At 49.7% G+C, this 25,215-nt stretch carries 28 protein-coding genes; 10 read left to right on the top strand and 18 right to left on the bottom strand.

Annotated elements, in window-relative coordinates:
- Positions 1-46: 46 nt before the first annotated feature.
- Both zwf and pgl read left to right on the top strand, forming a co-directional pair.
- Positions 47-1,543, top strand: coding sequence for a glucose-6-phosphate dehydrogenase (gene zwf / locus BHV73_RS13210; protein WP_286738528.1), 1,497 nt, complete (start codon positions 47-49; stop codon positions 1,541-1,543).
- Positions 1,540-2,244, top strand: coding sequence for a 6-phosphogluconolactonase (pgl, locus tag BHV73_RS13205; RefSeq protein ID WP_195621567.1), 705 nt, complete (start codon positions 1,540-1,542; stop codon positions 2,242-2,244). Before zwf ends, pgl begins: the two co-directional genes overlap by 4 nt.
- Before the next feature lie 4 nt (positions 2,245-2,248).
- Here pgl and BHV73_RS13200 read toward each other — a convergent pair whose 3' ends face one another.
- Both BHV73_RS13200 and pdxH read right to left on the bottom strand, forming a co-directional pair.
- Complete coding sequence (locus BHV73_RS13200) at positions 2,249-3,295, bottom strand: DUF2776 family protein (RefSeq protein WP_087413560.1); 1,047 nt, start codon at positions 3,293-3,295, stop codon at positions 2,249-2,251.
- 97 nt (positions 3,296-3,392) lie between these two features.
- Positions 3,393-4,046 carry a pyridoxamine 5'-phosphate oxidase gene (gene pdxH / locus BHV73_RS13195; RefSeq protein WP_087413559.1) on the bottom strand — a complete coding sequence of 218 codons (654 nt, stop codon included), beginning with the start codon at positions 4,044-4,046 and terminating at the stop codon, positions 3,393-3,395.
- Between the two features lie 175 nt (positions 4,047-4,221).
- On the opposite strand from pdxH, the gene BHV73_RS13190 reads away from it, so the two are divergent.
- From BHV73_RS13190 to BHV73_RS13170, 5 genes are all read left to right on the top strand, one after another.
- A complete protein-coding gene (locus tag BHV73_RS13190) occupies positions 4,222-4,632 on the top strand; it encodes a Fur family transcriptional regulator (protein WP_022219316.1) in 411 nt (136 codons plus the stop codon).
- A gap of 7 nt (positions 4,633-4,639) precedes the next feature.
- Positions 4,640-5,206 (top strand): 6-pyruvoyl trahydropterin synthase family protein, encoded by a 567-nt coding sequence (locus tag BHV73_RS13185; RefSeq protein WP_022219317.1) that lies wholly within the window; start codon positions 4,640-4,642, stop codon positions 5,204-5,206.
- A gap of 382 nt (positions 5,207-5,588) precedes the next feature.
- Positions 5,589-6,494, top strand: coding sequence for an alkaline phosphatase family protein (locus tag BHV73_RS13180; protein ID WP_087413558.1), 906 nt, complete (start codon positions 5,589-5,591; stop codon positions 6,492-6,494).
- 47 nt (positions 6,495-6,541) lie between these two features.
- A complete protein-coding gene (locus BHV73_RS13175) occupies positions 6,542-7,450 on the top strand; it encodes a hypothetical protein (protein WP_087413557.1) in 909 nt (302 codons plus the stop codon).
- Between the two features lie 62 nt (positions 7,451-7,512).
- Positions 7,513-7,794 carry a hypothetical protein gene (locus BHV73_RS13170; RefSeq protein ID WP_087413556.1) on the top strand — a complete coding sequence of 94 codons (282 nt, stop codon included), beginning with the start codon at positions 7,513-7,515 and terminating at the stop codon, positions 7,792-7,794.
- Between the two features lie 125 nt (positions 7,795-7,919).
- On the opposite strand, the gene BHV73_RS13165 is transcribed toward BHV73_RS13170, so the two are convergent.
- The 10 genes from BHV73_RS13165 to BHV73_RS13120 all read right to left on the bottom strand — a co-directional run bounded on the left by BHV73_RS13165 (position 7,920) and on the right by BHV73_RS13120 (position 16,615).
- A complete protein-coding gene (locus tag BHV73_RS13165) occupies positions 7,920-8,378 on the bottom strand; it encodes a phage tail protein (RefSeq protein ID WP_087413555.1) in 459 nt (152 codons plus the stop codon).
- Between the two features lie 23 nt (positions 8,379-8,401).
- Positions 8,402-8,584, bottom strand: coding sequence for an SGNH/GDSL hydrolase family protein (locus BHV73_RS13160; protein WP_087413554.1), 183 nt, complete (start codon positions 8,582-8,584; stop codon positions 8,402-8,404).
- A gap of 181 nt (positions 8,585-8,765) precedes the next feature.
- On the bottom strand, positions 8,766-9,170 hold the full coding sequence (locus BHV73_RS13155; RefSeq protein WP_118047606.1) for a DUF5053 domain-containing protein: 405 nt from the start codon (positions 9,168-9,170) through the stop codon (positions 8,766-8,768).
- Between the two features lie 42 nt (positions 9,171-9,212).
- Positions 9,213-9,395, bottom strand: coding sequence for a hypothetical protein (locus BHV73_RS13150; RefSeq protein ID WP_117589094.1), 183 nt, complete (start codon positions 9,393-9,395; stop codon positions 9,213-9,215).
- Positions 9,396-9,941: 546 nt separating this feature from the next.
- Positions 9,942-10,643 carry a LytR/AlgR family response regulator transcription factor gene (locus BHV73_RS13145; RefSeq protein ID WP_286738519.1) on the bottom strand — a complete coding sequence of 234 codons (702 nt, stop codon included), beginning with the start codon at positions 10,641-10,643 and terminating at the stop codon, positions 9,942-9,944.
- Positions 10,644-10,647: 4 nt separating this feature from the next.
- Complete coding sequence (locus tag BHV73_RS13140; RefSeq protein ID WP_087413717.1) at positions 10,648-11,712, bottom strand: sensor histidine kinase; 1,065 nt, start codon at positions 11,710-11,712, stop codon at positions 10,648-10,650.
- A 162-nt stretch (positions 11,713-11,874) separates the two neighbouring features.
- The gene (locus tag BHV73_RS13135; RefSeq protein ID WP_009120414.1) at positions 11,875-13,095 is read right to left on the bottom strand and encodes an ABC transporter permease; all 1,221 of its coding nucleotides are present in this window, start codon (positions 13,093-13,095) and stop codon (positions 11,875-11,877) included.
- Positions 13,096-13,128: 33 nt separating this feature from the next.
- A complete protein-coding gene (locus tag BHV73_RS13130; RefSeq protein WP_087413716.1) occupies positions 13,129-13,875 on the bottom strand; it encodes an ABC transporter ATP-binding protein in 747 nt (248 codons plus the stop codon).
- Positions 13,876-13,895: 20 nt separating this feature from the next.
- Entirely contained in the window at positions 13,896-15,125 is a 1,230-nt protein-coding gene (locus tag BHV73_RS13125; protein WP_087413715.1) for an efflux RND transporter periplasmic adaptor subunit, read from the bottom strand.
- Positions 15,126-15,211: 86 nt separating this feature from the next.
- On the bottom strand, positions 15,212-16,615 hold the full coding sequence (locus BHV73_RS13120) for a TolC family protein (RefSeq protein WP_286738517.1): 1,404 nt from the start codon (positions 16,613-16,615) through the stop codon (positions 15,212-15,214).
- Positions 16,616-16,803: 188 nt separating this feature from the next.
- Between BHV73_RS13120 and BHV73_RS13115 the strand changes: the two genes are divergently transcribed.
- The 3 genes from BHV73_RS13115 (at position 16,804) to BHV73_RS13105 (ending at position 19,890) form a co-directional block, all read left to right on the top strand.
- On the top strand, positions 16,804-17,031 hold the full coding sequence (locus tag BHV73_RS13115) for a DUF4492 domain-containing protein (RefSeq protein ID WP_009120418.1): 228 nt from the start codon (positions 16,804-16,806) through the stop codon (positions 17,029-17,031).
- 112 nt (positions 17,032-17,143) lie between these two features.
- Positions 17,144-18,709, top strand: coding sequence for a cytochrome ubiquinol oxidase subunit I (locus tag BHV73_RS13110; protein WP_286738516.1), 1,566 nt, complete (start codon positions 17,144-17,146; stop codon positions 18,707-18,709).
- Between the two features lie 29 nt (positions 18,710-18,738).
- Positions 18,739-19,890, top strand: coding sequence for a cytochrome d ubiquinol oxidase subunit II (locus BHV73_RS13105; protein ID WP_009120420.1), 1,152 nt, complete (start codon positions 18,739-18,741; stop codon positions 19,888-19,890).
- Between the two features lie 141 nt (positions 19,891-20,031).
- Here BHV73_RS13105 and BHV73_RS13100 read toward each other — a convergent pair whose 3' ends face one another.
- The 6 genes from BHV73_RS13100 to nagA all read right to left on the bottom strand — a co-directional run bounded on the left by BHV73_RS13100 (position 20,032) and on the right by nagA (position 25,152).
- A complete protein-coding gene (locus tag BHV73_RS13100) occupies positions 20,032-20,487 on the bottom strand; it encodes a hypothetical protein (RefSeq protein ID WP_009120421.1) in 456 nt (151 codons plus the stop codon).
- A gap of 127 nt (positions 20,488-20,614) precedes the next feature.
- Positions 20,615-20,863 (bottom strand): helix-turn-helix domain-containing protein, encoded by a 249-nt coding sequence (locus BHV73_RS13095; protein WP_087413719.1) that lies wholly within the window; start codon positions 20,861-20,863, stop codon positions 20,615-20,617.
- Positions 20,864-21,105: 242 nt separating this feature from the next.
- The gene (gene mtgA / locus BHV73_RS13090; protein WP_286738515.1) at positions 21,106-21,822 is read right to left on the bottom strand and encodes a monofunctional biosynthetic peptidoglycan transglycosylase; all 717 of its coding nucleotides are present in this window, start codon (positions 21,820-21,822) and stop codon (positions 21,106-21,108) included.
- 21 nt (positions 21,823-21,843) lie between these two features.
- Positions 21,844-22,518: an OmpA family protein gene (locus tag BHV73_RS13085; RefSeq protein WP_009120424.1), complete on the bottom strand. Its 675-nt coding sequence runs from the start codon at positions 22,516-22,518 to the stop codon at positions 21,844-21,846.
- A 95-nt stretch (positions 22,519-22,613) separates the two neighbouring features.
- Positions 22,614-23,942: an MATE family efflux transporter gene (locus tag BHV73_RS13080; protein ID WP_009120425.1), complete on the bottom strand. Its 1,329-nt coding sequence runs from the start codon at positions 23,940-23,942 to the stop codon at positions 22,614-22,616.
- A gap of 43 nt (positions 23,943-23,985) precedes the next feature.
- Positions 23,986-25,152, bottom strand: a complete 1,167-nt coding sequence (gene nagA / locus BHV73_RS13075) for an N-acetylglucosamine-6-phosphate deacetylase (protein WP_022219333.1) — start codon at positions 25,150-25,152, stop codon at positions 23,986-23,988.
- Positions 25,153-25,215 lie beyond the last annotated feature (63 nt).

Below are 25,215 nucleotides of genomic sequence, written 5' to 3'. Positions count from 1 at the left end.
GAGAAAGATTACTGAAATGCCCCCCAAAAAAAACAAACATAAAGCTATGAGTAAATTTGTGATGATAATTTTCGGCGCTTCCGGCGACCTGACGAAGCGAAAACTGATGCCGGCACTGTATGCGCTGTACAAGGATAACCGCTTACCGGAAGATTTCGCTGTTTTAGGTATCGGACGTACCGAATATCAGGATGATACCTACCGTACCTATATACGGACGGAGATGGAGCGTTTTGTAGCCCCGGAAGAGCATGCGGACAACCGCATGGCTGACTTCTGCGACCGTCTGCACTACCTCTCGCTCAATCCCGCCGAAGCCGCCGATTACGGCAAGCTGGCCGCCCGCCTGCAGGAGCTGACGGGCGAGCAGGAGCCGGACGGCATGTTGTACTACCTGGCCACTCCGCCGTCGCTGTACGGCGTGATTCCTCTGCACCTGAAGGCTGCGGGACTGAACCGTCCTCATACGCGCATCATCGTGGAGAAGCCTTTCGGCTATGATTTGGACTCGGCGCGCGAGCTGAACCGTATCTATGCCTCGGTGTTCGAGGAGCACCAGATTTACCGTATCGACCACTTCCTGGGCAAGGAAACCGCGCAGAACATTCTGGCGTTCCGCTTCGCCAACGGTATTTTCGAGCCGCTTTGGAACCGTAACTACATCGACTACGTAGAGATAACGGCTGTGGAGAATCTGGGCATCGAGCAGCGCGGCGGCTTCTACGAGGGAGCCGGAGCATTGCGCGATATGGTGCAGAACCACCTTATTCAACTGGTGGCGCTCACTGCCATGGAACCGCCCGCGGTGTTCAATGCCGATAACTTCCGCAACGAGGTGGTGAAAGTGTACGAATCGCTCTCTCCGCTCACCGAGGAAGACTTGAACGAGCATATCGTGCGCGGGCAATATACCGCATCCGCCACCAAGCCCGGCTATCGCGAGGAGAAGAATGTGGCTCCCGACTCACGTACGGAAACGTACATCGCCATGAAGATTGGTATCGACAACTGGCGTTGGAGCGGCGTGCCTTTCTATATCCGTACCGGGAAGCAGATGCCGACGAAAGTGACCGAAATCGTGGTGCACTTCCGTGAGACGCCCCACCAGATGTTCCGTTGCGAGGGCGGCCACTGCCCGCGTGCCAACAAACTGATTCTGCGCCTGCAACCCAACGAGGGCATCGTGCTGAAATTCGGCATGAAGGTTCCGGGACCGGGCTTCGACGTGAAGCAGGTGATGATGGACTTCAGCTATTCCGACCTGGGCGGACTGCCCACCGGCGACGCGTATGCCCGCCTGATAGAGGACTGCATACAGGGCGACCAGACACTCTTTACGCGCAGCGATGCCGTGGACGCGTCATGGCGTTTCTTCGACCCCGTACTGAAATTCTGGCAGGAGCATCCCGGGGCGCCGCTGTACGGTTATCCCGTAGGAACCTGGGGTCCTCTGGAAAGTGAAGCGATGATGCGCGAGCACGGAGCCGAATGGACGAACCCGTGCAAGAATTTGACGAATACCGATGAATATTGCGAATTATGAAAAGTTATATATATCCTGCCGCGACTTCGACCTCACGGGCTCTTATCCGGTACATAATAGACATGATGAACCGGGAGCCGGAGCGAATCTTCCACATTGCTTTCAGTGGGGGAACGACGCCTTCCCTTATGTTTGACATTTGGGCGCATGAGTTCAAGAAAGAAACTCCGTGGATGCGGATGCGCATCTTCTGGGTGGACGAGCGTTGCGTACCCGTCAAAGACTCGGACAGCAACTACGGCACCATGCTGCGGCTGCTGCTGAGAGAAGTGGGTATGCCGGATGAGTTTGTGTTTCCCATCGACGGCGCTTGCCGCCATCCGGAGAAAGAGGCGAAGCGTTACTCAGACCTGGTGTTCGGCACGGTTCCTCTGCGGCGGGGCTTCCCGGCGTTCGACCTGGTACTGCTGGGAGCCGGAGATGACGGGCATACGTCGTCTATCTTCCCCGGACAGGAGTATCTGCTGTCTTCTTTCCATCCGTACGAGGCGAGCGTGAATCCGTATAACGGGCAGCCGCGCATCGCCATGACGGGGTGTCTGCTGTTCAACGCGAGGAAGATTGTATTCCTGATTACGGGCAAGAACAAGACGGACGTGGTGTACGACATCATGAAATCGGGCGATACGGGGCCGGCGGCCTACGTGGCGCATCACGCCGAGAGTGTGGACATCTTTACCGACGTAGAGATTACGGGATAAGCGGTTACCCTTTTGAGGTACCGCTTTCCAGTATGCTGACTATGGAGAATAGCGTGAAACAAATGCCGCCCAAGCCTGCCAGTACGCGCGCGGGTACGAAGTAAACCTCGTGCATGCCCGCCATCTCGAAGAGGAAAGCGGAGAGGAACAGGCAGGCCAAGGCGGTGAATACCGGTATCAGCGGGATGCGGTTGGCCAGTTTGAAGGTGTTGCGCCAGATGGCCGCAAGCAGTATGACTTTGCTCGAGATGCTGTAACAAACCAGTCCTAAACCTATCATGATATAACCGATGGATGATTTGGCGGGATTGTGTTCGGTCGTTACCAGCAAGCCCCAGAGGATGCCGAGAGTGCCCATCGCGAGTACCACGGCAGGCCACCATTTGCGTTCGGAGTGCGAGTAGCTGTTGCGTATCTGGCGTACGATGGTCGCCACCAACGCCACGAGACTGGTGCAGATGCAGGAGATGCCTGCCATGACGTGTCCGGCAATGTAGTAGGCGTTGTGAACGTCGCTCTTGGCAAGCAGCCAGATAGTCCATATCCAGGCGGCGAGTGCCAGCAGCGCTGCAACGGCGATGAGAATGTTGCCCTGCATGGCGCTGAAGGCCTGCGGGGGTGTGTCGTGACCCGTAGCGTCGGAGTTGGCGGGGATAAGGGTGAAGCGGGTGGACGAAGTGGCGGTGGTGGCCACGCAAGCGGTGATGAAGGCTACGCCGCAGATGACGTGTCCGGCTACGAAATGTCCGGCAGTAGGGGCTTCGCTGAAGTATTCCCAGCCGTAGATGAACGTGAGCAGGGCGGCCAGATAGCCAAGAACGGGCAGGGCGTATTTGGCGACCGTGTTATACGTGTGGATTATCTGCCGGATAATGGTTGCCGCCGTCGCGAACAAGGCGATGCATATCATTCCCAATGACATCACTACCGGGCCGGCAACGTACCTGGCCGGGTCTGTTCCCATGCCGAGCACGAAAGCTCCGTAACCAAAACAAAACAAGGCCATCAACAGTGGGATGGCGCGAAAGAGAACACTGATTCCATAATTCATAACTATCTTCTTTTAAGTTTTCCCCTCTAACAGCAGCGTTATGAGTTTGTTTTTCATTTTAAGGTTTATTTGTAGGATATAAGAGCCGGATGCCCGGTCAGGGGGCGAGGCGGAGTATTGTCCATGCGGGAACGGGCGCCGCCTCACGGAGCGTGTATCGGAAGCGGTCGTGCAGTCTGCTTTCACGCCCCTGCCAGAACTCGAAGCGGGTGGGGGTGACGGCAAAGCCGCCCCAGTTGTCGGGACGCTGCACGGTTTGTCCGGCCAGTTTGGCGGCTTCTTTTACAAAGGCGCGGATGATTTCCATCCGGCTGCCGATAACGTGGCTTTGCGGGGATATTCTTGCGCCGATCCGGCTTTTGTAGGGTCGGGTGGAGAAGTAGGCGTCCGATTCGCGGGGAGCGCATCTCTCCGCTATACCCTCGATGTGTACCTGTCTCTCCAGCTTATGCCAGACGAAAGAGAGGGAGATGTGCGGATTGGCCGCGAGCTGCCTTCCCTTGCGGCTTTCGTAGTTGGTGAAGAAGATGAATCGGCCGTTTTCCACGCCTTTCAGCAGGACGGTGCGGGTAGAGGGGCGGCCGTCGGGCGAGACGGTGGCCGCAATCATGGCCGTAGGTTCATCCTCGCCGCAATGCAGGGCATCGTCGAGCCAGCGGGCGAATTGCTCGAAAGGGTTCTCCGAGATGGTGTTACGGGTGAGCTTGCCTTTCTTATATTCTTTTCGTATGTCCGAGAGTTGGGAGTCCATATAATTACCGTTTATCAGTATAACAATGAAAAGACGAAAGGGTTGAAACGAATGGGGAGAACTTGCCTGATTCTTTATATTTCCTTTGATTTTGAAATTTTATATGTCTTTTATTGCGAAAAATTTGCAATTGCAAAATGTTCGCAATATATTTGTCGCAAAATAAGATGGATAAATGGAAGGAACAGATAAAATAAGAGAAGCCGGACTGAAACTGACTCCCCAGCGCAAAGCCGTATATGAAGCGATGACGGAGTTGCGCCACGCTCCGATTGAGGAGATTATCTCCTGTGTGCAATCGAAAGATAAGGAAATCACACTCTCTACGGTGTATCGTATTCTTGATTCGTTCTGTAAGGCGGGTTTGCTGTCGCTGGTATGCCATCCCGATACGGGAAAATGCTATTATGACATCACGGTTCATAGTCACCATCATCTGTTTAACGGACAGCAGATAATGGATTATGAAGACCCCGAACTGACACGGATGATACAACAGTATCTGGAAAGCAAAAACCTTGTATCGGACGATATCGACAAGATACAGGTACAGATAACACTTAATAAATGTTTAACTAAAAAATGATTTGAAAATGAGAAGTATCACAACTTTCGATTTGCAGTATGCACACAGATTTTATGGTTTCCAAGGCGAAGCCCAGTATCTTCACGGCCATACAGGCGTATTGACCATTGAGGTGGAAGACACGGTGAATGAAGGAGTAAACATGGTGTATCCGTGTAACGAGATTCAGAAAGTGGCTTGGGACGTGCTGAAGAACTTCGACCATGCCCTCGTGCTGCGTGAAGATGACCCGTTGTTGCCGGCCATCCTCGACGTTTATGAAAAGCAGGGTATCAAGAACGGTCATCCTCAGAACAAGATGAAGGGTGAAGCGTTTAAAACTCCGCTCGCCACCGCGTATCCCGACTGCCGGTTGGTGGTGACCAAGGAAACCATGACTGTGGAAGGCATGATTAAAATCGTGTACGACCTGCTGAAAGAGAAACTGAACATTGCCAAGATTACCTTTACCAGCGGCGTGAATGCAGGTTCAGCCGAGTTCGATACGAAGAATGATATCGAACGTTGTCCTTTGTGCGGCATTTCGCTGAATGAGGAAGGGGTATGTCCTAAATGCGGATATAAGAAGCAATAAGCGGTTTTAATACGCCGGTGTGACGGTGCATTAAAGCGTTTGTATAACGGAAGGGGGTATTCTGAAGGGGATATCCCCTTCTTGGGTAACGATATACCGGTATCGGCGATACGGCGGTTTCGAATGGTTTTTATATTATAAAGTATACTTGAATTAGTATTGGATTATGAATACCGACAAGCACTTTTGAGAATTTCCGTACCACCCTGTGGACGGGTACAAACCGATTTATGCTTCCGTTGAGCACTCGCACGGCACATTCATAAGACCCAAGCCGAGGCGATGGAAGCTGCACATGCGCATGAGGCCGCGAAGTAGGTTTGTATATATTTGGTTATTCCATGTGTTGTTACTATTTTTGTAAACCATAAAGAAAATATCTATGAAAAAAGTAATCGTTCCGCTGTTTTTACTCCTCATTGCAGCGTGTCTTTTTGTTATCCCGTGTTCGGCCAAGAGTAAAGCCAAGCATGTAGTGTTAATCGGATTGGATGGCTGGGGGGCTTACAGTGTTCCCAAAGCTGACATTCCCCATATCAAACAGTTAATGGCAGAGGGTTCTTATACTTTGGAAAAACGTTCTGTATTACCCTCTTCCAGTGCTGTAAACTGGGCATCTATGTTTATGGGTGCCGGACCTGAATTGCACGGATATACGGAATGGGGTTCCAAAACTCCCGAATTGCCTTCGCGCATATTAAATGAACACGGTATATTTCCCACTATCTTCCGACAGTTGAGAGATGCCCGGCCGGAAGCCGAAATAGGTTGTTTGTATGAGTGGAACGGCATTAAATATCTTGTGGATACTCTATCGTTGAGCCATTATGCGAAAGCGCCGGATTATAATCAATATCCCGAAGCGTTATGCAGCATGGCCGAGAACTATATTAAGGAGAAACAACCGACGCTGCTTGCCGTTTGTTTCGATAATCCGGATCATGTGGGGCATAAGGCAGGTCATGATACGCCCGAATATTATGCCAAGTTGAAGGAACTCGATAGTTATGTCGGACGCATCGTACAGGCGGTAAAGGATGCCGGCATGCTGAAGGAGACAATATTTATCGTTACCGCAGATCATGGGGGTATCAAGAAAGGACATGGCGGTAAGACAATGCAGGAGATGGAGACTCCCTTTATTATTTCCGGTAAAAACGTGAGGAAAAATGGGGTGTTCCACGAGAGCATGATGCAGTACGATGTGGCTTCTACCATAGCCTATATCTTCGGATTGCGGCAGCCGCAAGTGTGGATAGGACGTCCGATGACTCAAGTCTTTAGATAGGCGGGCGGTTCGTGGGAATAGGTTAATGGTGGATAAAATCAATATTTATGGCAACGCAAAATTGGATAAAAACTTATGTAATACAAATACTTCCTGTTTTAGCTCTGATTGTATATATTATAGGATTTGCATACTATATGGTGTATTATTATCAATTTGGTATTAATATAACCTCGTATATCACTCTGGCGGAAGTATTGGTTTCTACTTTAACTCCTATTCTTATAGTAGTTATGCTTTCTGTGGCTTTCTTTGGCTTACAATTTCTATCCCGGGTTCCTCAAAAGAGGTTTCTTTATGAATTCAAAAAACTAAGGAATATCAAAATCCAAAATGCCTGCATAAATAAAGTATTATCTATTATACATCGTTGTAAACGTAAAAAGAGAGTTATAAATAAATACTATGACCAAAAAGATGCGAAAGAAAGTTTTCATAGAGATTTATTGTCTATACCTATAGTATTTGTTATTTCATCTATTATTATTCCTTTTAATATTTATATTGGAGCAATAGAAACTAAATATAAATACTTTTGGATTGTTGTCTTATTGATGCTTTGTTTTCCTTACGCCGGTTTATATTTACGCTCATATAGAAAAGTCAGATTCCGGATAGTGAAAGTCTACCATAACTTGGTTGCTGCAATTATTTTATTCATATCAATTCTTACCTGTATGGTCCTTTTAGGCGTATATAATGCGAATTTGGATAAGAAAAGCAATGAACAAAGATTCCATATCACAATGCAAAACAGTGTGGAATACACAGACCAGGATTATAATTATATAGGTGAATGCGGTTCTGCTATATTTTTATATAATAGGGAAAATGAAAGTACTGTTGTTTTGAATATGGCAAACTTAATGAGTATTGTTTATTATAATAAGAGGGATAATATTTATACCAGAACAGTAGAAGAGTTTATGAAAATGAGTCAGGAAAAAGGACATTGAGGAAATTAGTTTCTTTTTTGTTTGTATATATTTGTTCATGTTTAATATTTAAAAGAAAAACGATGGGTAAAATAATTAAAATGGGTAATGATGAGTTTATTCTCTACGTTAGAAAACAGAATTCTACATGTAAGTATGACACTAAGAAATTAGGAGAACTGATTTGTAAATGGCTGAAGGAACATGCGGGACTCGAGGATAAGAATATCGAATATGATCGTGAATGTTTATGGGGCGAACATGCAGACAATGTGTCTCCGGACAAGCTTCCTAAGACAGCAAGCCAATTTGAGTTCGACAGGGATAAGCTTCCCGCTTTATATGATTATTTGGATTCTTTATAATCATTGGAAAATTTGGGTATGGAACTACAAGTATAATGATTCTACCGGATAAAAGCACTTCCAACGTTCGCTTACGAAGGGAGTGCTTACGCAAAAACTAAGTTATACCGGCAATTGAATTTATTCTAATCCGGTGTTATATTTTCATGTGCCAGTACGATGTTTTCCATGAATACACCGTTTCCATCGGCTTTGAAGCCTCCCATAGTATACTTTTGGGGCCATGCGTTGGTTAGTTTCCAACTATGTACCGGAATGCCGCTTTCGTCTATCAGGGCAATGGTCACGCTTTCGCGCCGGATAATGTTCATCTTCACCTGATTTATCCAGTCCCAGAGTGTCTTGTCGTCTTTTAATATCGCCTTTTTCAGGGTCACGTCTCCGCCTTTGCGCAAGCCCGGCATCTTGCCCCTGGTGAAGCCCGGCATGTCACCGGGACGGTATTCTATCACATCGAACTCGACATCAAGTCCCGACACTTCCTTGCAGAAGATTTTTCCCACATTCGATATTTCCACGCTGAAATGAAATTCAGGCACAGGCCATGTCTGAATGCTCTGAGTTGTTCCGTTTTTGTCTGTCATACTATTCAAATATTACAGTGTTGTCAATTAAATATTATAATATCCATCGTTATCGGCTTTCCTGCATCTGCTGCCAGAATGTAATCTCGATGAATTCTGCCGGGCGACTGATGGCTACCAATACGGTTCTTCATCGTATCGCCTATCGAATCTCCGAATGCGTTTTTCTCTTTGATGTAAATGTCGGGTGTTTTGTATTCACCCATAGTCTCATGTGTTTTTTAGTCCGACCTGTAATTGACAATCACACTTTATTTGTTGAAATTATTATTGGTGTTTATTGTATAAGTTCCAAAGATATGGAAATAAAAATAGAGTATACAATAATAACTTGTAAAAAATCCCCGTAGCGGCTCAACTACGGGGATGGTGTCAAATAACAAAGTATCAATATGAGATACTAAGTGAGCCTATTTTTTTAGAAATGTCTTGCAGGGCATTGTTGAATGTCTGTAATTCTTCTTGTGTGAAGCGTGCCGGTTTCCCGTTTACCAAATTACCATTTAATCTCTGATACAACCATGACCTACTTTTATTAAAGTATTTCTTCGCAAGATAGCTTAGAGAGACAATTTCGGCCACTTCTTGCAACTGTAATTTGATTGCGCTTTCTTCTATAACATCCAGTTTCTTATCAATGTTCTGTAAGCGCTCTGATACAAAGTTGGCAATAGCTTTCTTATCTTCTTCCGAATTGTATTTGGCGGCTATTTCTCTCATTTTGATATAGAACTCCGGAGAGTCTGTACCAAGTAGCGGCTTTAATGCCTGTAATTCATCTTTCAGTGCCATATATTTATTTTTAGTGCCCTTTCCGGAGAGAGGGGCTTTGTTTTACTTCTTTTTTTCTAACTCTTTTAAGATTTTGTCGATTGTCAGTAACCGGTCTAACCTTTTGTCAATCTCTTTTTCTTGGTTTGTTCCGGTAACTTCAGCGATGAACCTTAGTTGGTCTAGTTCTTTTTTGAGGAATGCTCTTTGTATAAGCAAATCCTTTTTAATTTGTTCGTTACTCATGTTGATTACTTTTGTTATTTGACATTACAAAGATAATAATCCTTTGGTTATTTCGCAACTGTCGCTTGAATTATTTTCGTTATCTCGCATATCTATCCATGCAACTTCTGCAAGCTCTGCTATTTTTCTGGAAATAACCGAATAGCATTTGCCGAACGTGTTATATTTACCGAATACAAGTTTGCCGTTTTTTGATATATGCTTATTAATGAGTTCTTGTGCTTCTGGTTGTATTGTAAATGATGTTTTTCATCTCTCCTTCTTTCTTGTTTTTGGCAATTATTTTGTCCCAAAAATGAGACTATTTTCAAATCTTGCTTTTTTCGTAAATGCTCTATAACCTATAAATAAAAGCACTTCCAACGTTCGCTTACGAAGGAAGTGCTTACACAAAAACTAAACTAGACTTAACTAAACTATTCTATTGGGGGAGTTTCACAACTCCTATCTGTTCGCCGCAAAGGTAAAAAAACATCTTTTAATATGCAATAGGATATTATTAGAAATAGGCTGATTTCAATAAAATATAAACCTATGAGGGGCTTTTTAACTCCTTTTATTAAGAAAATCCTGGAATATTTGTTTGTAACTGTCACTGATGGGGATATAGTTCTTGCCAAAAACGATACGTCCGCGGTCGATGATACGTATCTTATCTTTTTGGACGATATAGGAACGATGCACGCGTATGAAGCGGGAAGCGGGCAGGAGTTCTTCCATGGACTTCATGCTCATGAGTGAGAGAATGGGCTTGGGGGAGTTCTCCTCATAGATTTTGATATAGTCTTTCAGGCCTTCGATGTAGAGGATGTTTCTGAGATCCACTTGTACCAGCTTGTAATCACTTTTCACGAAGATACTTTCAATTTCCTCTTTGGGCTGTTGCAGCAGCTCGAACCATTGCACGGCTTTGTTGGCGGCTTGCAGAAAATCTACGTACGAGATAGGTTTCAGCAGATAATCGAGGGCGTTGACTTTATACCCGTCTATGGCATATTGGTCGAAAGCGGTGGTGAAAACTATGCGCGTATGCGTATCTACCATTCTGGAGAACTCCAGTCCGTTGAGTTCGGGCATTTGTATGTCGAGGAAGAGAAGGTCGACATGCTTGTCCGGCAAATCGTTCATCGCTTGCACCGCACTGGAGTATTTGCCGGCAAGTTCCAGAAACGGGGTTTTGTTGACGTAGCTCTCCAACAGGTTCAGAGCCAGCGGTTCATCGTCTACGATTGCACACTTCAGATTCATGTTGTCAGTGATTGATTACTAAAACCGATTTATATTCTTTTCCGTCCTCGCTTACGCCGTGCTGCCATGCGTACCGGCCGGGATAGGTCAGCTCCAGACGCTTGAGCACTTGCTCCAGTCCGATGCCGCTGCCGCTCTTATCGGCTTCGTTCTTGGGGTGGTAACTGTTGGCGATTTCGCAACGCACCTCATGCGCGCTTTCACTGAAATAGATACGGATATGGCTGGACTCGGTGGGAGAGATGCCATGCTTGAAAGCATTCTCTATGAGAGAGATGAATATCAGCGGGGCAATCTCCGTAGGGCTGTCGGGACGGATGTCGAAACGTGTTTCAACGGTGACATTGGCCGAGAGGCGGATGCGCATCAACGCGATGTAGTTCTTTATGAAATCCATTTCCTTGCCCAAAGTCACGAAATTCTGCTGATTGTCGTAAAGGACATGGCGCAGCAGGCGGCTCAGTTCCTGTACGGCCGTTTGAGCCTTATCTGTATCAAAGGCGATGAGCGCGTAGATATTGTTCAGCGTATTGAGCAGGAAATGAGGGTTGAGCTGATTGCGCAGATTCTTCAGTTCCGCTTCCGTACGGCTTTTCTCGGCTTCACGGCGGGCGGCTTCCACCTGTACCCAACGTCCGCTGAGACGGATGGCCGCACTCAGTCCTACGGTAAGTATCATGGAAAAGAAATCGCGCATGATGAATATCCACTTCGGCGGGCCCATGTGTCGTTTGCCCTCGTCTTCCACTTTGGCATAGGCGTGGAATGCGTACTCCTGCCAGAAGTGCACGCCGGCGGTAACGCAAACTATCAGCAACACATTCAGCAGCAGATACTGCCTGATGCGTCCCTCGAACAGATAGCGGGGGATGAGGAAGCAGTAATTGCCATAGAACACGATAAGAAACGACAGCGGAACAACACTGCCATGACGCAGGTATTCCACCCACGTAATGGTGAATCCGCTGCGTGTCATCATCACAAAAGGAAAGGCAAATACTATTCCCCAGCCGATGATATGAATCAAGGCTTCGATGATGCGCGACCGTGAGTAGAGAAATTGTTTCATACAAATGCAAAGATAGTTTTTTTTAGGGATTAGTGATAAGCGATTAGTGATTAGTGATTAGTGATAAGTGATTAGGGATTAGCTATCAATAAAAACTAACCGTTTATCCCCAATCGCTAATCGTTTATCACTAATCACTAATCGCTAATCCCTAATCCCTCATCACTCATATCGTATCGCTTCTATCGGGTCTAAGTCTGCCGCTTTCTTGGCGGGATACCAGCCGAAGAACACTCCCGTTACCGTACAGACGGCAAAGCTGAGGAATACGCTCCAGGCTTGTATGTAAATAGGCCAATGGGCTGCGCTTTTTACTATCCAGCTTGCGCCGCAGCCGATGATAACGCCGATAAGTCCGCCGGTGATGCTGATGAGGATAGCCTCGATGAGGAATTGCGACAGAATATCCACTCCTCTGGCGCCCACACTCATGCGCAGACCGATTTCGCGGGTACGTTCCGTTACGGATACATACATGATGTTCATGATGCCGATACCACCTACTACCAGCGATATGCCTGCGATACAGGCGAGGAGAGTGGTCATCAGGTCGGTGGTGGTGTTCAGCATCGAGCTGAGCTCCTGCTGGCTGCGTATGGTGAAATCGTCGTCGTCGCTGTCTTTCAGTTTATGGTTACGGCGCAGAATCCCGGTGATTTCCTCGGTGGCGTTATCCGTCATGTCCTCGGTGAGGGCGGATGCGAAGATACCTTGCAGATAAGTCTGTGCAAGCAGACGCTTCATCACGGTGGTGTAGGGAGCGAGCACCACATCATCCTGGTCCATGCCCATGCTGTTGTAACCTTTGGCTTTCAGTACGCCCGTCACACGGAAAGGCACCTGGTTGAAGCGGATAATACGTCCTACGGGGTCTTCTCCGTCGGGGAAAAGATTGTCCTGTATCGTCTTGCCGATGACGCATACTTTGGCGGAAGTCTGTATGTCGGCTTCCGTAAACATCGTGCCGTTGTCCACCGTAAGCTGGCGGATTTCGAGGTAGTCCGTGCCTACGCCGTTTACGGAAGAGGGGTAGTTGTTGTTGCCCGCGATGAGCTGTCCCGACGAGGATACGTTGGGGCTGACGGCAGACAGGAAGTTCGTTTCGTTGCGCAGGGCTTCGTAGTCGGTGAGCTTCAGCGTCTGCATGGCGCTGGGGTCTTGCCGTACGCCGCCGCGCATGTCCGCTCCCGGATGAATCATTATCATATTCGAGCCCATTTCGGAGATTTGCGCCTGGATGCTCTTCTTCGAACCCTGCCCGATGGCAAGCATCGTGATGACGGACGCCACGCCGATGATGATACCCAGCATCGTGAGGAAAGCCCGCAGCTTATTGTTGGCAAGCGCCCGGAGAGCTATTTTGAAAAGGTTGGTTCCGTTCATTGGTTTAGTGTTTTATGAATATTGTTTTCTGTATCAATCATCCTCTTGTTTGGGCAGCGCGGCCAATGTCTCGGCGGCGTTCAGGATGTCGGGGTTGACTGTGTCGTCTTTCACCCGCCCGTCGCGCAATACGATGTTGCGGCTGCTGTATTGGGCTATCTCCGGATTGTGCGTAACGAAGATGATGGTACGCCCTTCGGCATGCAGCTTCTGGAAAAGCACCAGAATTTCAAACGAGGTGCGTGTATCCAGATTACCGGTGGCCTCGTCCGCCAGAATCACGGCGGGATTGTTTACCAGTGCGCGGGCGATGGCTACGCGTTGCATCTGTCCGCCGGACATCTGATTGGACTTGTGTTCCAGACGGTCGCCCAGTCCTACGGCTTTCAACGCTTCGACGGCGCGTTTCCGGCGTTCGGCGGCCGATACGGACGAGTTGTACATCAGCGGCAGCTCCACGTTCTCCACGGCTGTGGTCTTGGCCAGCAGGTTGTAGTTTTGGAATACGAAGCCTATTTTACGGTTGCGGAGTACGGCACGCTGTGACTTGCTCATGGTGCGCACGGAGATACCGTCCAGCAGGTACTCGCCTACGGTAGGCGTGTCCAGACAGCCGAGTATGTTCAACAGCGTCGATTTTCCCGAGCCGGACGTACCCATGATGGTCACGAACTCTCCCTCGCCGATGGAGAACGATACGCCGCGCAACGCATGCACCGTTTCGTCTCCCACCCGGAAGTTCCGCTTTATGTTTTGAAGTTCAATTACGGTTTTGCTCATGGTTAATGATGTATTATCATTTACTTTTTCTTCTTGTTGCTTCCCGGGGGGCCCGGCATGAACGGACTCTTCTCGCCGCTGGGTTCCTGCTGCGTATCCGCCGTCGCGCCTTCGCCCGGCATGCGGCCTATGGTGGCTTCGGTCACTACTACCGCACCTTCGCCGATGCCGCTTACGATTTCCGTATTCACACCGTTGGAGATACCCACCACTACGGGATGCGCGGTGAATGTATTGCCCTCGCGTGTCCAAAGCTTGTGCTCGCCTTCGCAATCTTTTACGATGTCATTGTCGCCGATGAGCGGCTTTTCGGGAGTGAAACGGAGCGCGCGCGCCGGAACGGAAAGCACGCCTTTGCGGTCGAGTGTATAAATCGTGACGTTGGCCGTGAGACGGGGCTTCAGTTTCAAGTCGGGATTGGGGGCGGAGATAACCACCTCGTAGGTGACAACCGTACTGGACGTGGTGCTGCTGCCGGAACTTGAGGAGCTGTCCTCGCCCAAGCGAATCTGCGTTACCACGCCTTCAAAGGTATCGTTGGGATAAGCGTCTACGGTAAAGGTAACGCGCTGCCCGTCTTCCACACCGCCTATGTCGGCTTCATCCACGTCGGCCACCACCTGCATCTGCGTAAGGTCGGCGGCGATGGTGAACAGGGTAGGGGTTTCGAAGCCGGATGCCACCGTCTGTCCTTCCTCTACCGCACGGTTGATGACCACACCGTCGATGGGCGAGGTGATGGTGGCGTACGACAGGTTACGTTCGGCCTTGGCCAGCGATGCCTGACTGCTTTCGTAGTTGCTTTTCGCTTTCTCGTAGTTGTAGACGGACTGCTCGTAGTCGGTGTCGCTGATGAGCTGTTTTTCGTGCAGTCCGCGGTTGCGTTCGTAGTTCTTCCGCTGATACTCGTATTCGGCTTTCGCACCGTTGTAGGCGGCACGTTGGGAAGCTACTTCGCTTTGCAGCGTCACGCGATCCATTTCGGCTATGAGCTGGCCTTTGGTGACTACGGAATTGTAATCGGCGTATATCTTGTCGATGATGCCGCTGACCTGCGTACCGACTTCCACTTCCGTCACCGGTTCGATGGTGCCGGTGGCGGTTACCGATTCCGATATCTCGCCTTTGGTGACGGCGGCTGTCTCGTAGGTCACTTTATGTTTGGCCTTAGAGCCGCCGAAGAGCCGGAAGCCTGCGCCGACCACTGCTACGACGATTACGGCGATAAGGATGATTTTCTTCTTGTTCATACTCTGTATCTTTATTAATGTTGAAATTTAGTTTATACCGATAGTATCGGTTGATTAGGCATCTTTACTTATTTTAAATTAGCCGGTTAAAGCGTAATCTTTTCTCCCTGATAGAATTTCAGCAGTTGCGTGTTCAGTATCGCCATGTATTTGGCTTGCAGAGTTTCCTGCTGCGCATTGAGCAGGTTGTTCTTCTCCGTCAGCAGTTCCACGGTGTTCTTCATGCCGAGGTTGAACTGCTCTTGGATGAGGTCGTAGCTGGTTTGTGTACTGCGCAGCTTCTCTGTGGCGGCAACGTAGCGTTGCTGTGCGCTGTTGGCGTCCAGCCATAGGCCTTCGATGGTTTTGTACAAGGCTTTCTGGCTGTCCAGCAAGTCCAGTTCGCTGCTCTGCTTCTGGATTTTGGCTTTCTGTACGGCGCTCTTGGTCTGGCGGTTGTTGAAGATGGGCACGCTTACGGTTACGCCCAGAGAGTTGTTCCAGTTCTGCTTGATTTGCTCGCCGAAGGTGAAGTCGTTGCCGTTGGTGTTCGTGCTCCCTATGCCTGCGCTGAGGCTGACGGTGGGGATGTAACCGGAACGGGCGATGTCGATGTCGAGCTCCGAGGCTTTGACATTCAGCCGGCCTGCCTCGATTTCCGGGCGCAGGGTGAGGGCGGAGCGGTAGACGTCGGTCTTTGAGGGTAGCGGAGACAATACGTTCTCATCGCCGGGCGTGGGGATGTAGAGCGTCATTTCCTTTTCGCCGTCCAGTTCGAGGAGTTGTTTCAGTTGCAGTTTGTAATCTTGCAGGGTGGCTTGTGCGGTTACCAATTGATAGTTGTCGGTGCTGACTTGCGCTTCCAGTTGGGCAAGGTCGCTCTTGGCGATGCTTCCCGCCGCGAGCAGGGCGCGTGCCCGTTCGCATTCCGCCCGGCTGACGGCGAGGGTCGCTTCGTTTACTTTGACGGCTTCGGTGGCGTAGAGAATCTGTACGTAGATTTGCGTGATGCTCTCTTCGATGTTGTTCTCGCTCTCTGCCACGCTCAGTTCGGCGATGCGGTTGTTCATCCGTTGCTGTTTCAGGGTGTTCAGGCGTTTGCTGCCGTTGTAGAGCGTCCAGTTGGCATCGATGCCGTAGCTGCCGTTGTAGCTGGTCTTGCTCTGGCTGCTGGTGATGTTGTCGCCGTCGATAATCGTATTCGTCTCGCTGTTGGGGCGGTTTACGATACGCTGGCTTACGGATGCCGTGAGGCTGGGGAAGAGGGCTGCCTTGGCGGTCTTCACGTCCACTTCGGCGCTTTCGGCGTTGAGGCGGTTCTTGCGGATGGTGATATTTTGCCGCAAGGCGTAGTCGATGCACGTTTGCAAATCCCATTGTGCGGGAAGTGCCTGTACGCTGTCCCGTTGCTGTGCGCCGATGGCGGCGTCTTGCGCTTGCAGCGTTACGTTGCCGGCGCAGGCGCTTGCCACACAGAGCGATATCACTGTCAATCTTCTTACGTTTATCATATTTCCTGATTTCTATGTTTTACCTTCACAAAAGTAGGCGGCGCTTTCGGAAACGGCAAAAACAATAGACGTTTGCCTGGATTGTATCGGCGGACTACTTTTTTCTGCCGACAATTAACTTTTCAGCCTTTTATTTGTTATTTATATAAAAGTATTTTATATTTGTAATGATTATAAATTGAGCTTCTATGAGAAACCTCGTGACCGGTATTTGGCAATTCTATGTTGAGGGCTTCCGGAGTATGACATTAGGACGTACTTTGTGGCTGATAATTGCAATCAAACTGTTTATCATGTTTTTTATCCTTCGCCTTTTCTTCTTCCCGAACTATCTGAACAAAGCCGCCGTAGGCAGCGATAAGGAAGAGTATGTCAGCCGCGAACTGATTCTGAGGGCGCAGGAGAACGGTGATTAGGGATTAGTGATTAGCGATTAGTGATTAGGGGGCGGGATGGCTCTTTTCACTATTCTTTATACTTGATATTATACTTTATACTTAATACTTTATACTTAATATTTTACCTCTCATGCTTGAAAACATTGACACTTCCCTGATTGACTGGTCGAGAGCGCAATTCGCTTTGACCGCTATCTATCATTGGATTTTCGTGCCGCTTACTTTAGGACTGGCGGTGATTATGGGCATCATGGAAACGGTGTACTACCGTACGGGTGACGAGTTTTGGAAACATACAGCCAAGTTCTGGATGAAGCTCTTCGGCATCAACTTCGCCATAGGTGTGGCTACGGGATTGATTCTGGAGTTTGAATTCGGTACGAACTGGAGCAATTACAGCTGGTTTGTGGGCGACATCTTCGGTGCGCCGCTGGCTATCGAAGGCATCCTGGCATTCTTTATGGAAGCCACGTTCATTGCGGTGATGTTCTTCGGTTGGGACAAGGTGAGCAAACGCTTCCACCTGGCCTCTACCTGGCTTACGGGTCTTGGCGCTACTATCTCCGCCTGGTGGATTCTGGTGGCAAACGCCTGGATGCAGAACCCGGTGGGCATGGAATTCAATCCCGATACCGCCCGCAACGAAATGGTGGACTTCTGGGCTGTGGCTACTTCGCCGATGGCAGTCAACAAGTTTTTCCACAGCGTATTGTCCGGCTGGGTGCTGGCCGCGGTGTTTGTGGTAGGCGTGAGTTGCTGGTATCTGTGGAAGAACCGTGAGAAGAAGTTTGCCTTGTCAAGCATAAAGATAGCTGCCTGGGTGGGACTGTGCGCCGCTGTGCTTTCCGCATGGACGGGTGACGGTTCCGGTTATCAGGTGGCGCAGAAACAGCCTATGAAGCTGGCTGCCATGGAAGGTTATTATCAGGGACAGGAAGGAGCCGGGCTGGTGGCTTTCGGCATTCTCAATCCCGAAAAGGAAACGGCCGGTGACGGAAAGGATGCTTTCCTTTTCCGCATGGAGATTCCCAAGTTCCTGTCGCTGCTTGCCGAGCGTGACTCAAAGGCTTTCGTGCCGGGCATCAACGACCTGCTGAAAGGCGGTTATCCCCTGAAAGACGGTACGACCGCGCTCTCCGCCCAAGAAAAGATTGAGAAGGGAAAGACGGCTATCGGCGCTTTCTCCGCCTATCGCGCCGCCAAGGCTGCGGGCAATGATGTCGATGCGCAGGTGGCTGCCAAAGTGCTGAAAGAGAATGTGGCGTATTTCGGTTATGGTTATATCAAGGATGTAAACGAGCTGGTTCCCAATGTGCCGCTCACTTTCTATATGTTCCGAATCATGGTGATATTGGGCGGGTATTTTATCCTTTTCTTTATCGTGGTTCTTGTGCTTGCCTATAAGAAAGACTTGTCGCGGATGCGCTGGATGCATTGGGTGGCCATGCTGACCATTCCGTTGGGCTATCTTGCCGGACAGGCCGGTTGGGTGGTTGCCGAGTGCGGACGTCAGCCGTGGGCCATTCAGGATATGTTGCCCACCAGTGCCGCTATTTCCAAACTGGATGTCGGCTCCGTGCAGACCACATTCTTCATTTTCCTCGTACTGTTCACCATTATGCTGATTGCCGAAGTGGGCATTATGCTGAAAGCGATACGGAAAGGTCCGGAAAACGAACTTCCCCATAACTCATAACTTATAACTCATAACTCATAACTTTTCACATGAATACCTATCTATTTCTTCAACAATATTGGTGGTTTGTAGTGTCCCTGTTGGGGGCCTTACTTGTTTTCCTGCTGTTTGTGCAGGGGGGTAACTCGTTGATATTTTGTCTGGGCAAGACGGAAGAGCAGCGTAAGATGATAATCAACTCTACGGGGCGGAAGTGGGAGTTTACGTTTACTACGCTCGTGACGTTCGGCGGGGCGTTCTTTGCGTCGTTCCCGTTGTTTTACAGTACGAGTTTCGGCGGAGCCTACTGGCTGTGGATGATTATCCTGTTTACTTTCGTGTTGCAGGCCGTCAGCTATGAGTTCCAGTCGAAGGCGGGCAATCTGCTGGGTAAGACGACGTATCGCGCTTTTCTGGTGATAAACGGAGTGGTAGGGCCGGTGCTGTTGGGCGGTGCGGTGGCAACGTTCTTTACGGGGTCGGAGTTTTATATCGACAAAGGTAATATCGCCGATACGGTGATGCCTGTTATCAGCAGTTGGGCGAATGCGGGACATGGCCTGGATGCGTTGCTCAATCCCTGGAATGTAGTGCTGGGGCTGGCTGTGTTCTTCCTGGCGCGTATTCTCGGTTCGCTTTATTTCATTAATAATATCAGTGATGCCGATTTGGTGAAACGTTGCCGCCGTGCGTTGTGGGGAAATACGGGATTGTTCCTGGTGTTCTTCCTGGCGTTCGTTATCCGTACGCTGCTTGCCGAGGGATATGCGGTGAATCCGGAAACCGGAGAGGTCTTTATGGAGCCCTATAAGTATCTGACGAACTTCATCGAAATGCCTGTGGTGCTGATTGTATTCCTTGTGGGCGTGCTTGCGGTGCTTTGGGGAATTATCCGTACGGTGTGGAAACCTGCTTTCGATAAAGGAATATGGTTTGCCGGTGCGGGTACGGTGCTTACGGTGCTGGCGCTGCTGCTTGTGGCGGGCTATAACAATACTGCTTATTATCCCTCTACCGCCGACCTGCAAAGCTCGCTGACGCTGGCAAACAGTTGCTCCAGCCAGTTCACGTTGCGGGTAATGGCTTATGTGTCTGTTCTGGTTCCTTTTGTGCTTGCATACATTTTCTACGCATGGCGTAGCATCGACAAGAAGAAAATAGATGCGAAAGAGATGCGGGAAGAGGGGGGACATGCTTATTGATTGTTCCGGACACCGGGAGTTTGTGTCCTGATTGCCGGGGATTTCCCTTTAAAACTGCCGGAGATAATATAAAAACGCCTCGCGTTTGGATTACCAACGCGAGGCGTTTTTATTATTAATGAAAGGGTTTCAAGCCTTTATTTATTGCTTTTCAAGTACAAGTACCATAGCCTCTTCTTCACCGTCTTCGTCTTTTTCATAGAAAGACATGGTAGCCTTTTTAGCGTTCATCTGCTCAATGGTACATTCCATGCTGTAATGATCATATTTCAAAGTGAGCTTCTGAGCATTAATTTTCCAAGTGAAGTTTTCGGTGTAACCTGCCTGTTTTTCCGAACCGGTACCATCTTTTTTGAAGCTGAAGATTTCATTGATGTAGTCGCCGTCTTCCTTGCCGTATTCCTCTTTTACCCATTTGCCGGTTTCTTCGTCTTGATATTTGTACCAACCGTATTCGTCAACCACTTTCCAGTCACCGATAATCAGTTCGTTGGCATCTCCCTCGATACCTTCATCATCATCACCGCAAGATGTAAAACCAAGGCATAAAGCCATCATCATACAAGACAACCAAAATTTAAGTTCAAAGTTTTTCATTTTGTTCTTTTTTTTAAATTAATATTAAAACGATGCAAAGATAATTTCTATCGAATCGAAAAACTTTGTCTGTATGTAGTTTTTATTTATACAGAAGTGTAGGATAATATTCTACATGAGGTGCGCTTTATTCCGCCTCGTTTTCTTTGTTGTCTACGGGTGGAAAAGGGTGTTCTTGAAGCTCGCCGGAGTAGTACCGGAAGAAATCGCAGTTCAGTATGTAACAGATGCGCATTAGTAAATCTGTGTCTATGCTGTGTCGTTTGAAGATGGAATATACATTGGTGCGGTCGCAGTATAATTTCTTTGCGAACCAGCTTGCAGAGCGTTCCTGGCGGTGTAATTCCATTTCTATCAGTTTGCCGATGTTTATCATGGTATAGTGCATAAGCAAGTAAAAACGTCCATTCCCCCTCTTGTTTCCACAGGCTTTGAAACTCTGTTTCCCGAATAAGGAACAGGGTGGCCGGAGCGATTTCAACCTGTGCGCGGGTAGCGACGCTTTCCTTTCGCGTTTTATAAACTAAATTTATTTTTCAGTTTATCCTTTTTCGTTTCTTTTTTATTGCTTATTGCAAATGTATGAAAATTCTTATTTCTTCACAAGAGAATGTTTTATTATTTCTTTTTTTTCTTAGAGCCCGTCGGCTCTTCCGGTGGAAATTTCGGTACGAGTTTCATCAATCGCAGTATCTGCTCCTGCCTTTTCAGGATATAGCTTGAGGGGTGTGCGGAATCAAAGCGGATAGGGTTGGGCAGGGTTGCGGCAATCAGTGCGCATTGTCTGGCGGTGAGCTTGGCGGCGGTGGTATGGAACTTGTATCGGGCGGCCGCTTGCGCTCCGTAGATGCCTTTGCCCATTTCGATGGAGTTGAGGTAGACCGTCATTATCCGCTTTTTAGACCAGAACATCTCTATCATCCACGTAAAGTAAACTTCAAAGCCCTTGCGAATCCATGAGGACTGCGGCCACAGAAATACGTTCTTTGCCGTCTGCTGGCTGATGGTGCTCGCGCCGCGTTTCCGCTTGCGCTTCTCGTTCTCTTTCATGGCTTTCTGTATTTCGATGAAGTCGAAGCCGTTGTGTGTGGCAAAACGGTTGTCTTCCGACGCTATGACGGCCATAGGCAGGTGAGGGGAGAGCTTATCGAACGGCACCCATTCGTGATGCCATGCGGGGCTTTCCCCTTTAAATACCTGTTGCACGCTTCGGATAATCATCAGCGGCGTGACATATACCGGCATAAAACTATAAACCACTACCGTTACGGTAGTGGATATAAAGAAGAAGAGCAACAGATTGCGGATGATACGTAAGGGTTTGGAAAGCTTCATGGGAGATGATGGCCGGGACTATCATTTTCCCGCTTCCGCGTTCTTAATCATCTGCTCGCTGGCATACATAAAGATTACCACACGGCGATTCTGGGCGGCCGACAGGCTTTCGTCGTATTCATTGTACCCCACACCTTCCACTTGCTTGAATTGCGAGGGAGATACGCCGCAATCCTGCAAGTAATTCTCTACGGCATAAGCGCGGTTCTTGGAAACTTTCATGTTGGCTTCGTACGTGCCGACCTTGTCGGTATGCCCTATGATGGCGATGTCCGTGGTAGTATCTTCCTTCAGAATCTTGGCAAGGTCGCGCAAAGAAGCTTTCGCGTCGTTGCTCAGCGTAGAGGAGTTGAAGGCAAACAGAATACCGGAGTCGAACGTCACCTTAACGGCATCCAGGTTGTTGGCGTCTTTCACCACTTCCACCTGCGCGCCTTCAATCTTGGCGGCTTCGGCGGCCTTTTTATCCATCTTATGGCCGATGGCCACACCTGCGCCCGTACCTACCGCAGCGCCTACCGCCGCACCGATGGCCGCGCCTTTACCTTTGCCGAACAGTCCGCCGATAATGGCTCCTGCCGCCGCTCCCGAGCCGCCGCCGATGATACCGCCCTTGGTCGTATTATTCATGGTGCCGCAGCTACCCAGTAGGATGGCACCGCTCAGCAGGAATGCTGTAATTTTCATCTTTTTCATACCTTTTATTTTTTTAATTGGTTCAAGTTTTACTAATGCAAATTTATGTATATAATACATCCGTTGGCATCAAAAAGTTTACCATTGTAGTTTTTTTAGAGAATTTTCCTTTTAATAAAGATAAACCAGCCCGTCAGGATTATTCCCTTGGCGATGGTGGTGCCGCTTACCGCCCACCAGATGGCATCCACGCCCATACCCGTTTGCACCAGCAGCAAGGCTGCCGGAATGCGCATGTAGTTGCACCCTATGCTGACGATAGCCGGCGGTACGGTGCGCCCTATGCCGTAGAAGACGCCCTGCATGGTGATTTCCAGCATCATGAACAGTTGCGAGTAGCCGTCGATGCGCAGGAAGTTGCCGCCCGCGCGATAGGCCGCTTCCTCGGGCACGAAGACGGAGAACAGCTCGTTGCCGTAAAAGATGAACAGCAGCGAGCAAAGCGTGCCGAACACGGCCGTCATCCGGAGCGTCGTTTTCCATGCCTGCCATACGCGCGCTTTCTGTCCGGCGGCGTAGTTCTGGGCGATGAAAGTACTCAATCCGGTGGAGAAGCCCTGTGACGTATTCCAGGTGATGGCCTCTATTTGTCCGCCGGTGGTAAAGGCCATGAGCCCGATGTGGCCGCCCTGTTCCGCTGCCGTGCGCGACAGGAACATGTTGACGAAAGCGTACAGCGTATTCAGCGTGGCGACGGGCAGCCCCAGTTTGAAGATACGCCGGCTGTACTTCTTTTTCAGTCGGACGAAAAACGGGAATCCGCCGAGCAAGTCGTCTTTCCGCCGGAGCTTGTAGACGAAGATGAAGCATACGGAAGCCTCGGCCAGCCATGTGGCGAGCGCTGCGCCTACCGTTCCCCAGCCGAAGCCGAAGATAAAGAGAGGGTCGAGCAGGATATTCATCACAAGTCCCGTTCCGCTGATGTAGAACGGTGTCTTGCTGCGCCCAGAGGCGTTGTAGATACCCGTGAAGGCGGCGGAGAGGAAGACGAAAGGCAGTGCCGTCGATATGATGCGCAGATACGTTACGGCATTCTCGGTGATATGCGGTTCCAGCTCGAAAAGGCGCATGACGGGGCGGGCGAAAACAAATAGCAGTCCGCCCCAGCATACGGCGATAAGCAGCGCGATGCTGATGTTGTGCGAGGCGAAGGCACGTGCGTCTTCCCGGTTCTGCGCTCCGATGGACTGGCCTACGCTGACTTCCGACCCTACCTTGTTCAGCAGGGCGATAGAGCCTGACATCCACGTGAGAATACCTACCGCGCCTACCGCCGCAACCGCCTCGCTGCCCAGACGGCCTACCCACGCCATATCCGTCAGGCTGTACGCCATCTGGATGAAGGACGTAGCCATGATGGGCATCGCCAGGCCGAATAGCTGGCGGTTGATAGGGCCTTGGGTAAGATTTTTCGCTCCGTGCATGGTGTCGGGGGATTATAAGGAACCGGTAAAAGGAAGAATCACGCTACTTATAATTCAGGAAACTTTCCTGAACCAACTTGCCCGCCTGCCATACGGCGCGTATGTTCAGCTCCTTGTCCATGATGAGGATATCGGCGTCCTTATCCTTTTGCAGGGAACCTTTGCGGTCGTACACACCCATGATGCGTGCCGGGGTTTCGGAAGCCATGCGCAGGGCGTCGCCCAACGGGATGCCGGCTTTTGCCATGGTGCGCACCAGTACGTCCATGGTGGCGATGCTGCCTGCCAGAGAGGAGCGGTCGGCAAGTTTGCATACGCCGTCCTCGATGATGTAGCGCGGGTCGTTGATTTCCTTGCCTTCGGTGGCAGCGCAGGAGAGGGCGTCCGTTACGAGGCAGGTGTGCTCCACGCCTTTCAGTTTGTATGCCAGTTTCAGGATGGTGGACGGCAGGTGGATGCCGTCGGCGATGAGTTCGATGGTCATGCCGTCGGTCAGGTAGACGCTTTCCACAGTGCCCTCGTACTTGTATTCGCGGCGTTTGTGGAAGCCCGGCATGGCGTTGTAGAAGTGGGCGGCGTGGGTAAATCCGGCTTCGTAGGCGGCACGGATGCCGTCGTATTCGGCTTCGGTGTGCGATACGGCTGCCAGTATGCCTTTTTCGCGCAGGTAGCTTGCGAATTCCAGCGCTCCGGGCAGTTCGGGAGAGGCGTCCCAGCGGCGGATGCAACGGGTGCTTTCTACAAGCTCGCGGTACTCTTGTTCGTCAATCTCTTTCACCTGGTCGGCAAACTGCTCGCCTGCCATTTTCCTGTTGAGGTAGGGGCCTTCGATGTGAAGTCCCAGCACGGGGCTGTCCGGTTCTGCCATGAGCCGCTCGCACACTTTGGCGGCTTGATGCAGCTTGTCGAACGGAGACGAGGAAATGGTGGGGTAGAAGCTCGTTGCGCCATGAGCGAGGTGTGCGTCGATGATGCTGCGGAACGCTTCTTCGGTACATTCGTTGAAGTCGTGTCCGCCACCGCCGTGCGCGTGCATGCAGACGAAGCCGGGCACGATGTACATGCCTTTGGCGTCGATGAGACGTGCGCCGATAAGGGCGAGGTCGCAGTTGGTCACTTCAAGGATTTTTCCGTCACGCATCAGGACGGAACCTTCATTCAGCCAGCCTTGCGGGGTGAATATGCGTCCATTGATAATTTGAGTTAACATGGAGAGAGGGGATTTAAGAGTTATAAGTTATGAGTTATAAGTTATGAGTTATTGGGGGGATGG

This window comes from Bacteroides sp. 44_46 (assembly GCF_001915465.1).
GTDB lineage: Bacteria > Bacteroidota > Bacteroidia > Bacteroidales > Bacteroidaceae > Bacteroides > Bacteroides clarus.
This window is presented reverse-complemented; position numbering and strand designations above follow the sequence as displayed.

Excerpts from the sequence above, each read along its gene's own strand:
- BHV73_RS13080 (WP_009120425.1), bottom strand. The coding sequence starts at position 23,942 with ATGCACGGAGCGAAAAATCTTACCCAAGGCCCTATCAACCGCCAGCTA.
- BHV73_RS13145 (WP_286738519.1), bottom strand. The coding sequence starts at position 10,643 with ATGAATCTGAAGTGTGCAATCGTAGACGATGAACCGCTGGCTCTGAAC.
- BHV73_RS13170 (WP_087413556.1), top strand. The coding sequence starts at position 7,513 with ATGGGTAAAATAATTAAAATGGGTAATGATGAGTTTATTCTCTACGTT.
- BHV73_RS13165 (WP_087413555.1), bottom strand. The coding sequence starts at position 8,378 with ATGACAGACAAAAACGGAACAACTCAGAGCATTCAGACATGGCCTGTG.
- BHV73_RS13185 (WP_022219317.1), top strand. The coding sequence starts at position 4,640 with ATGAGAAGTATCACAACTTTCGATTTGCAGTATGCACACAGATTTTAT.
- BHV73_RS13100 (WP_009120421.1), bottom strand. The coding sequence starts at position 20,487 with ATGAAAAACTTTGAACTTAAATTTTGGTTGTCTTGTATGATGATGGCT.
- BHV73_RS13130 (WP_087413716.1), bottom strand. The coding sequence starts at position 13,875 with ATGAGCAAAACCGTAATTGAACTTCAAAACATAAAGCGGAACTTCCGG.
- BHV73_RS13110 (WP_286738516.1), top strand. The coding sequence starts at position 17,144 with ATGCTTGAAAACATTGACACTTCCCTGATTGACTGGTCGAGAGCGCAA.
- BHV73_RS13135 (WP_009120414.1), bottom strand. The coding sequence starts at position 13,095 with ATGAACGGAACCAACCTTTTCAAAATAGCTCTCCGGGCGCTTGCCAAC.
- pgl (WP_195621567.1), top strand. The coding sequence starts at position 1,540 with ATGAAAAGTTATATATATCCTGCCGCGACTTCGACCTCACGGGCTCTT.
- BHV73_RS13190 (WP_022219316.1), top strand. The coding sequence starts at position 4,222 with ATGGAAGGAACAGATAAAATAAGAGAAGCCGGACTGAAACTGACTCCC.
- BHV73_RS13120 (WP_286738517.1), bottom strand. The coding sequence starts at position 16,615 with ATGATAAACGTAAGAAGATTGACAGTGATATCGCTCTGTGTGGCAAGC.
- BHV73_RS13105 (WP_009120420.1), top strand. The coding sequence starts at position 18,739 with ATGAATACCTATCTATTTCTTCAACAATATTGGTGGTTTGTAGTGTCC.
- BHV73_RS13095 (WP_087413719.1), bottom strand. The coding sequence starts at position 20,863 with ATGATAAACATCGGCAAACTGATAGAAATGGAATTACACCGCCAGGAA.
- BHV73_RS13150 (WP_117589094.1), bottom strand. The coding sequence starts at position 9,395 with ATGAGTAACGAACAAATTAAAAAGGATTTGCTTATACAAAGAGCATTC.
- pdxH (WP_087413559.1), bottom strand. The coding sequence starts at position 4,046 with ATGGACTCCCAACTCTCGGACATACGAAAAGAATATAAGAAAGGCAAG.
- BHV73_RS13155 (WP_118047606.1), bottom strand. The coding sequence starts at position 9,170 with ATGGCACTGAAAGATGAATTACAGGCATTAAAGCCGCTACTTGGTACA.
- BHV73_RS13140 (WP_087413717.1), bottom strand. The coding sequence starts at position 11,712 with ATGAAACAATTTCTCTACTCACGGTCGCGCATCATCGAAGCCTTGATT.
- BHV73_RS13085 (WP_009120424.1), bottom strand. The coding sequence starts at position 22,518 with ATGAAAAAGATGAAAATTACAGCATTCCTGCTGAGCGGTGCCATCCTA.
- BHV73_RS13200 (WP_087413560.1), bottom strand. The coding sequence starts at position 3,295 with ATGAATTATGGAATCAGTGTTCTCTTTCGCGCCATCCCACTGTTGATG.
- BHV73_RS13175 (WP_087413557.1), top strand. The coding sequence starts at position 6,542 with ATGGCAACGCAAAATTGGATAAAAACTTATGTAATACAAATACTTCCT.
- BHV73_RS13180 (WP_087413558.1), top strand. The coding sequence starts at position 5,589 with ATGAAAAAAGTAATCGTTCCGCTGTTTTTACTCCTCATTGCAGCGTGT.
- zwf (WP_286738528.1), top strand. The coding sequence starts at position 47 with ATGAGTAAATTTGTGATGATAATTTTCGGCGCTTCCGGCGACCTGACG.
- BHV73_RS13160 (WP_087413554.1), bottom strand. The coding sequence starts at position 8,584 with ATGGGTGAATACAAAACACCCGACATTTACATCAAAGAGAAAAACGCA.
- BHV73_RS13125 (WP_087413715.1), bottom strand. The coding sequence starts at position 15,125 with ATGAACAAGAAGAAAATCATCCTTATCGCCGTAATCGTCGTAGCAGTG.
- mtgA (WP_286738515.1), bottom strand. The coding sequence starts at position 21,822 with ATGAAGCTTTCCAAACCCTTACGTATCATCCGCAATCTGTTGCTCTTC.
- BHV73_RS13115 (WP_009120418.1), top strand. The coding sequence starts at position 16,804 with ATGAGAAACCTCGTGACCGGTATTTGGCAATTCTATGTTGAGGGCTTC.
- nagA (WP_022219333.1), bottom strand. The coding sequence starts at position 25,152 with ATGTTAACTCAAATTATCAATGGACGCATATTCACCCCGCAAGGCTGG.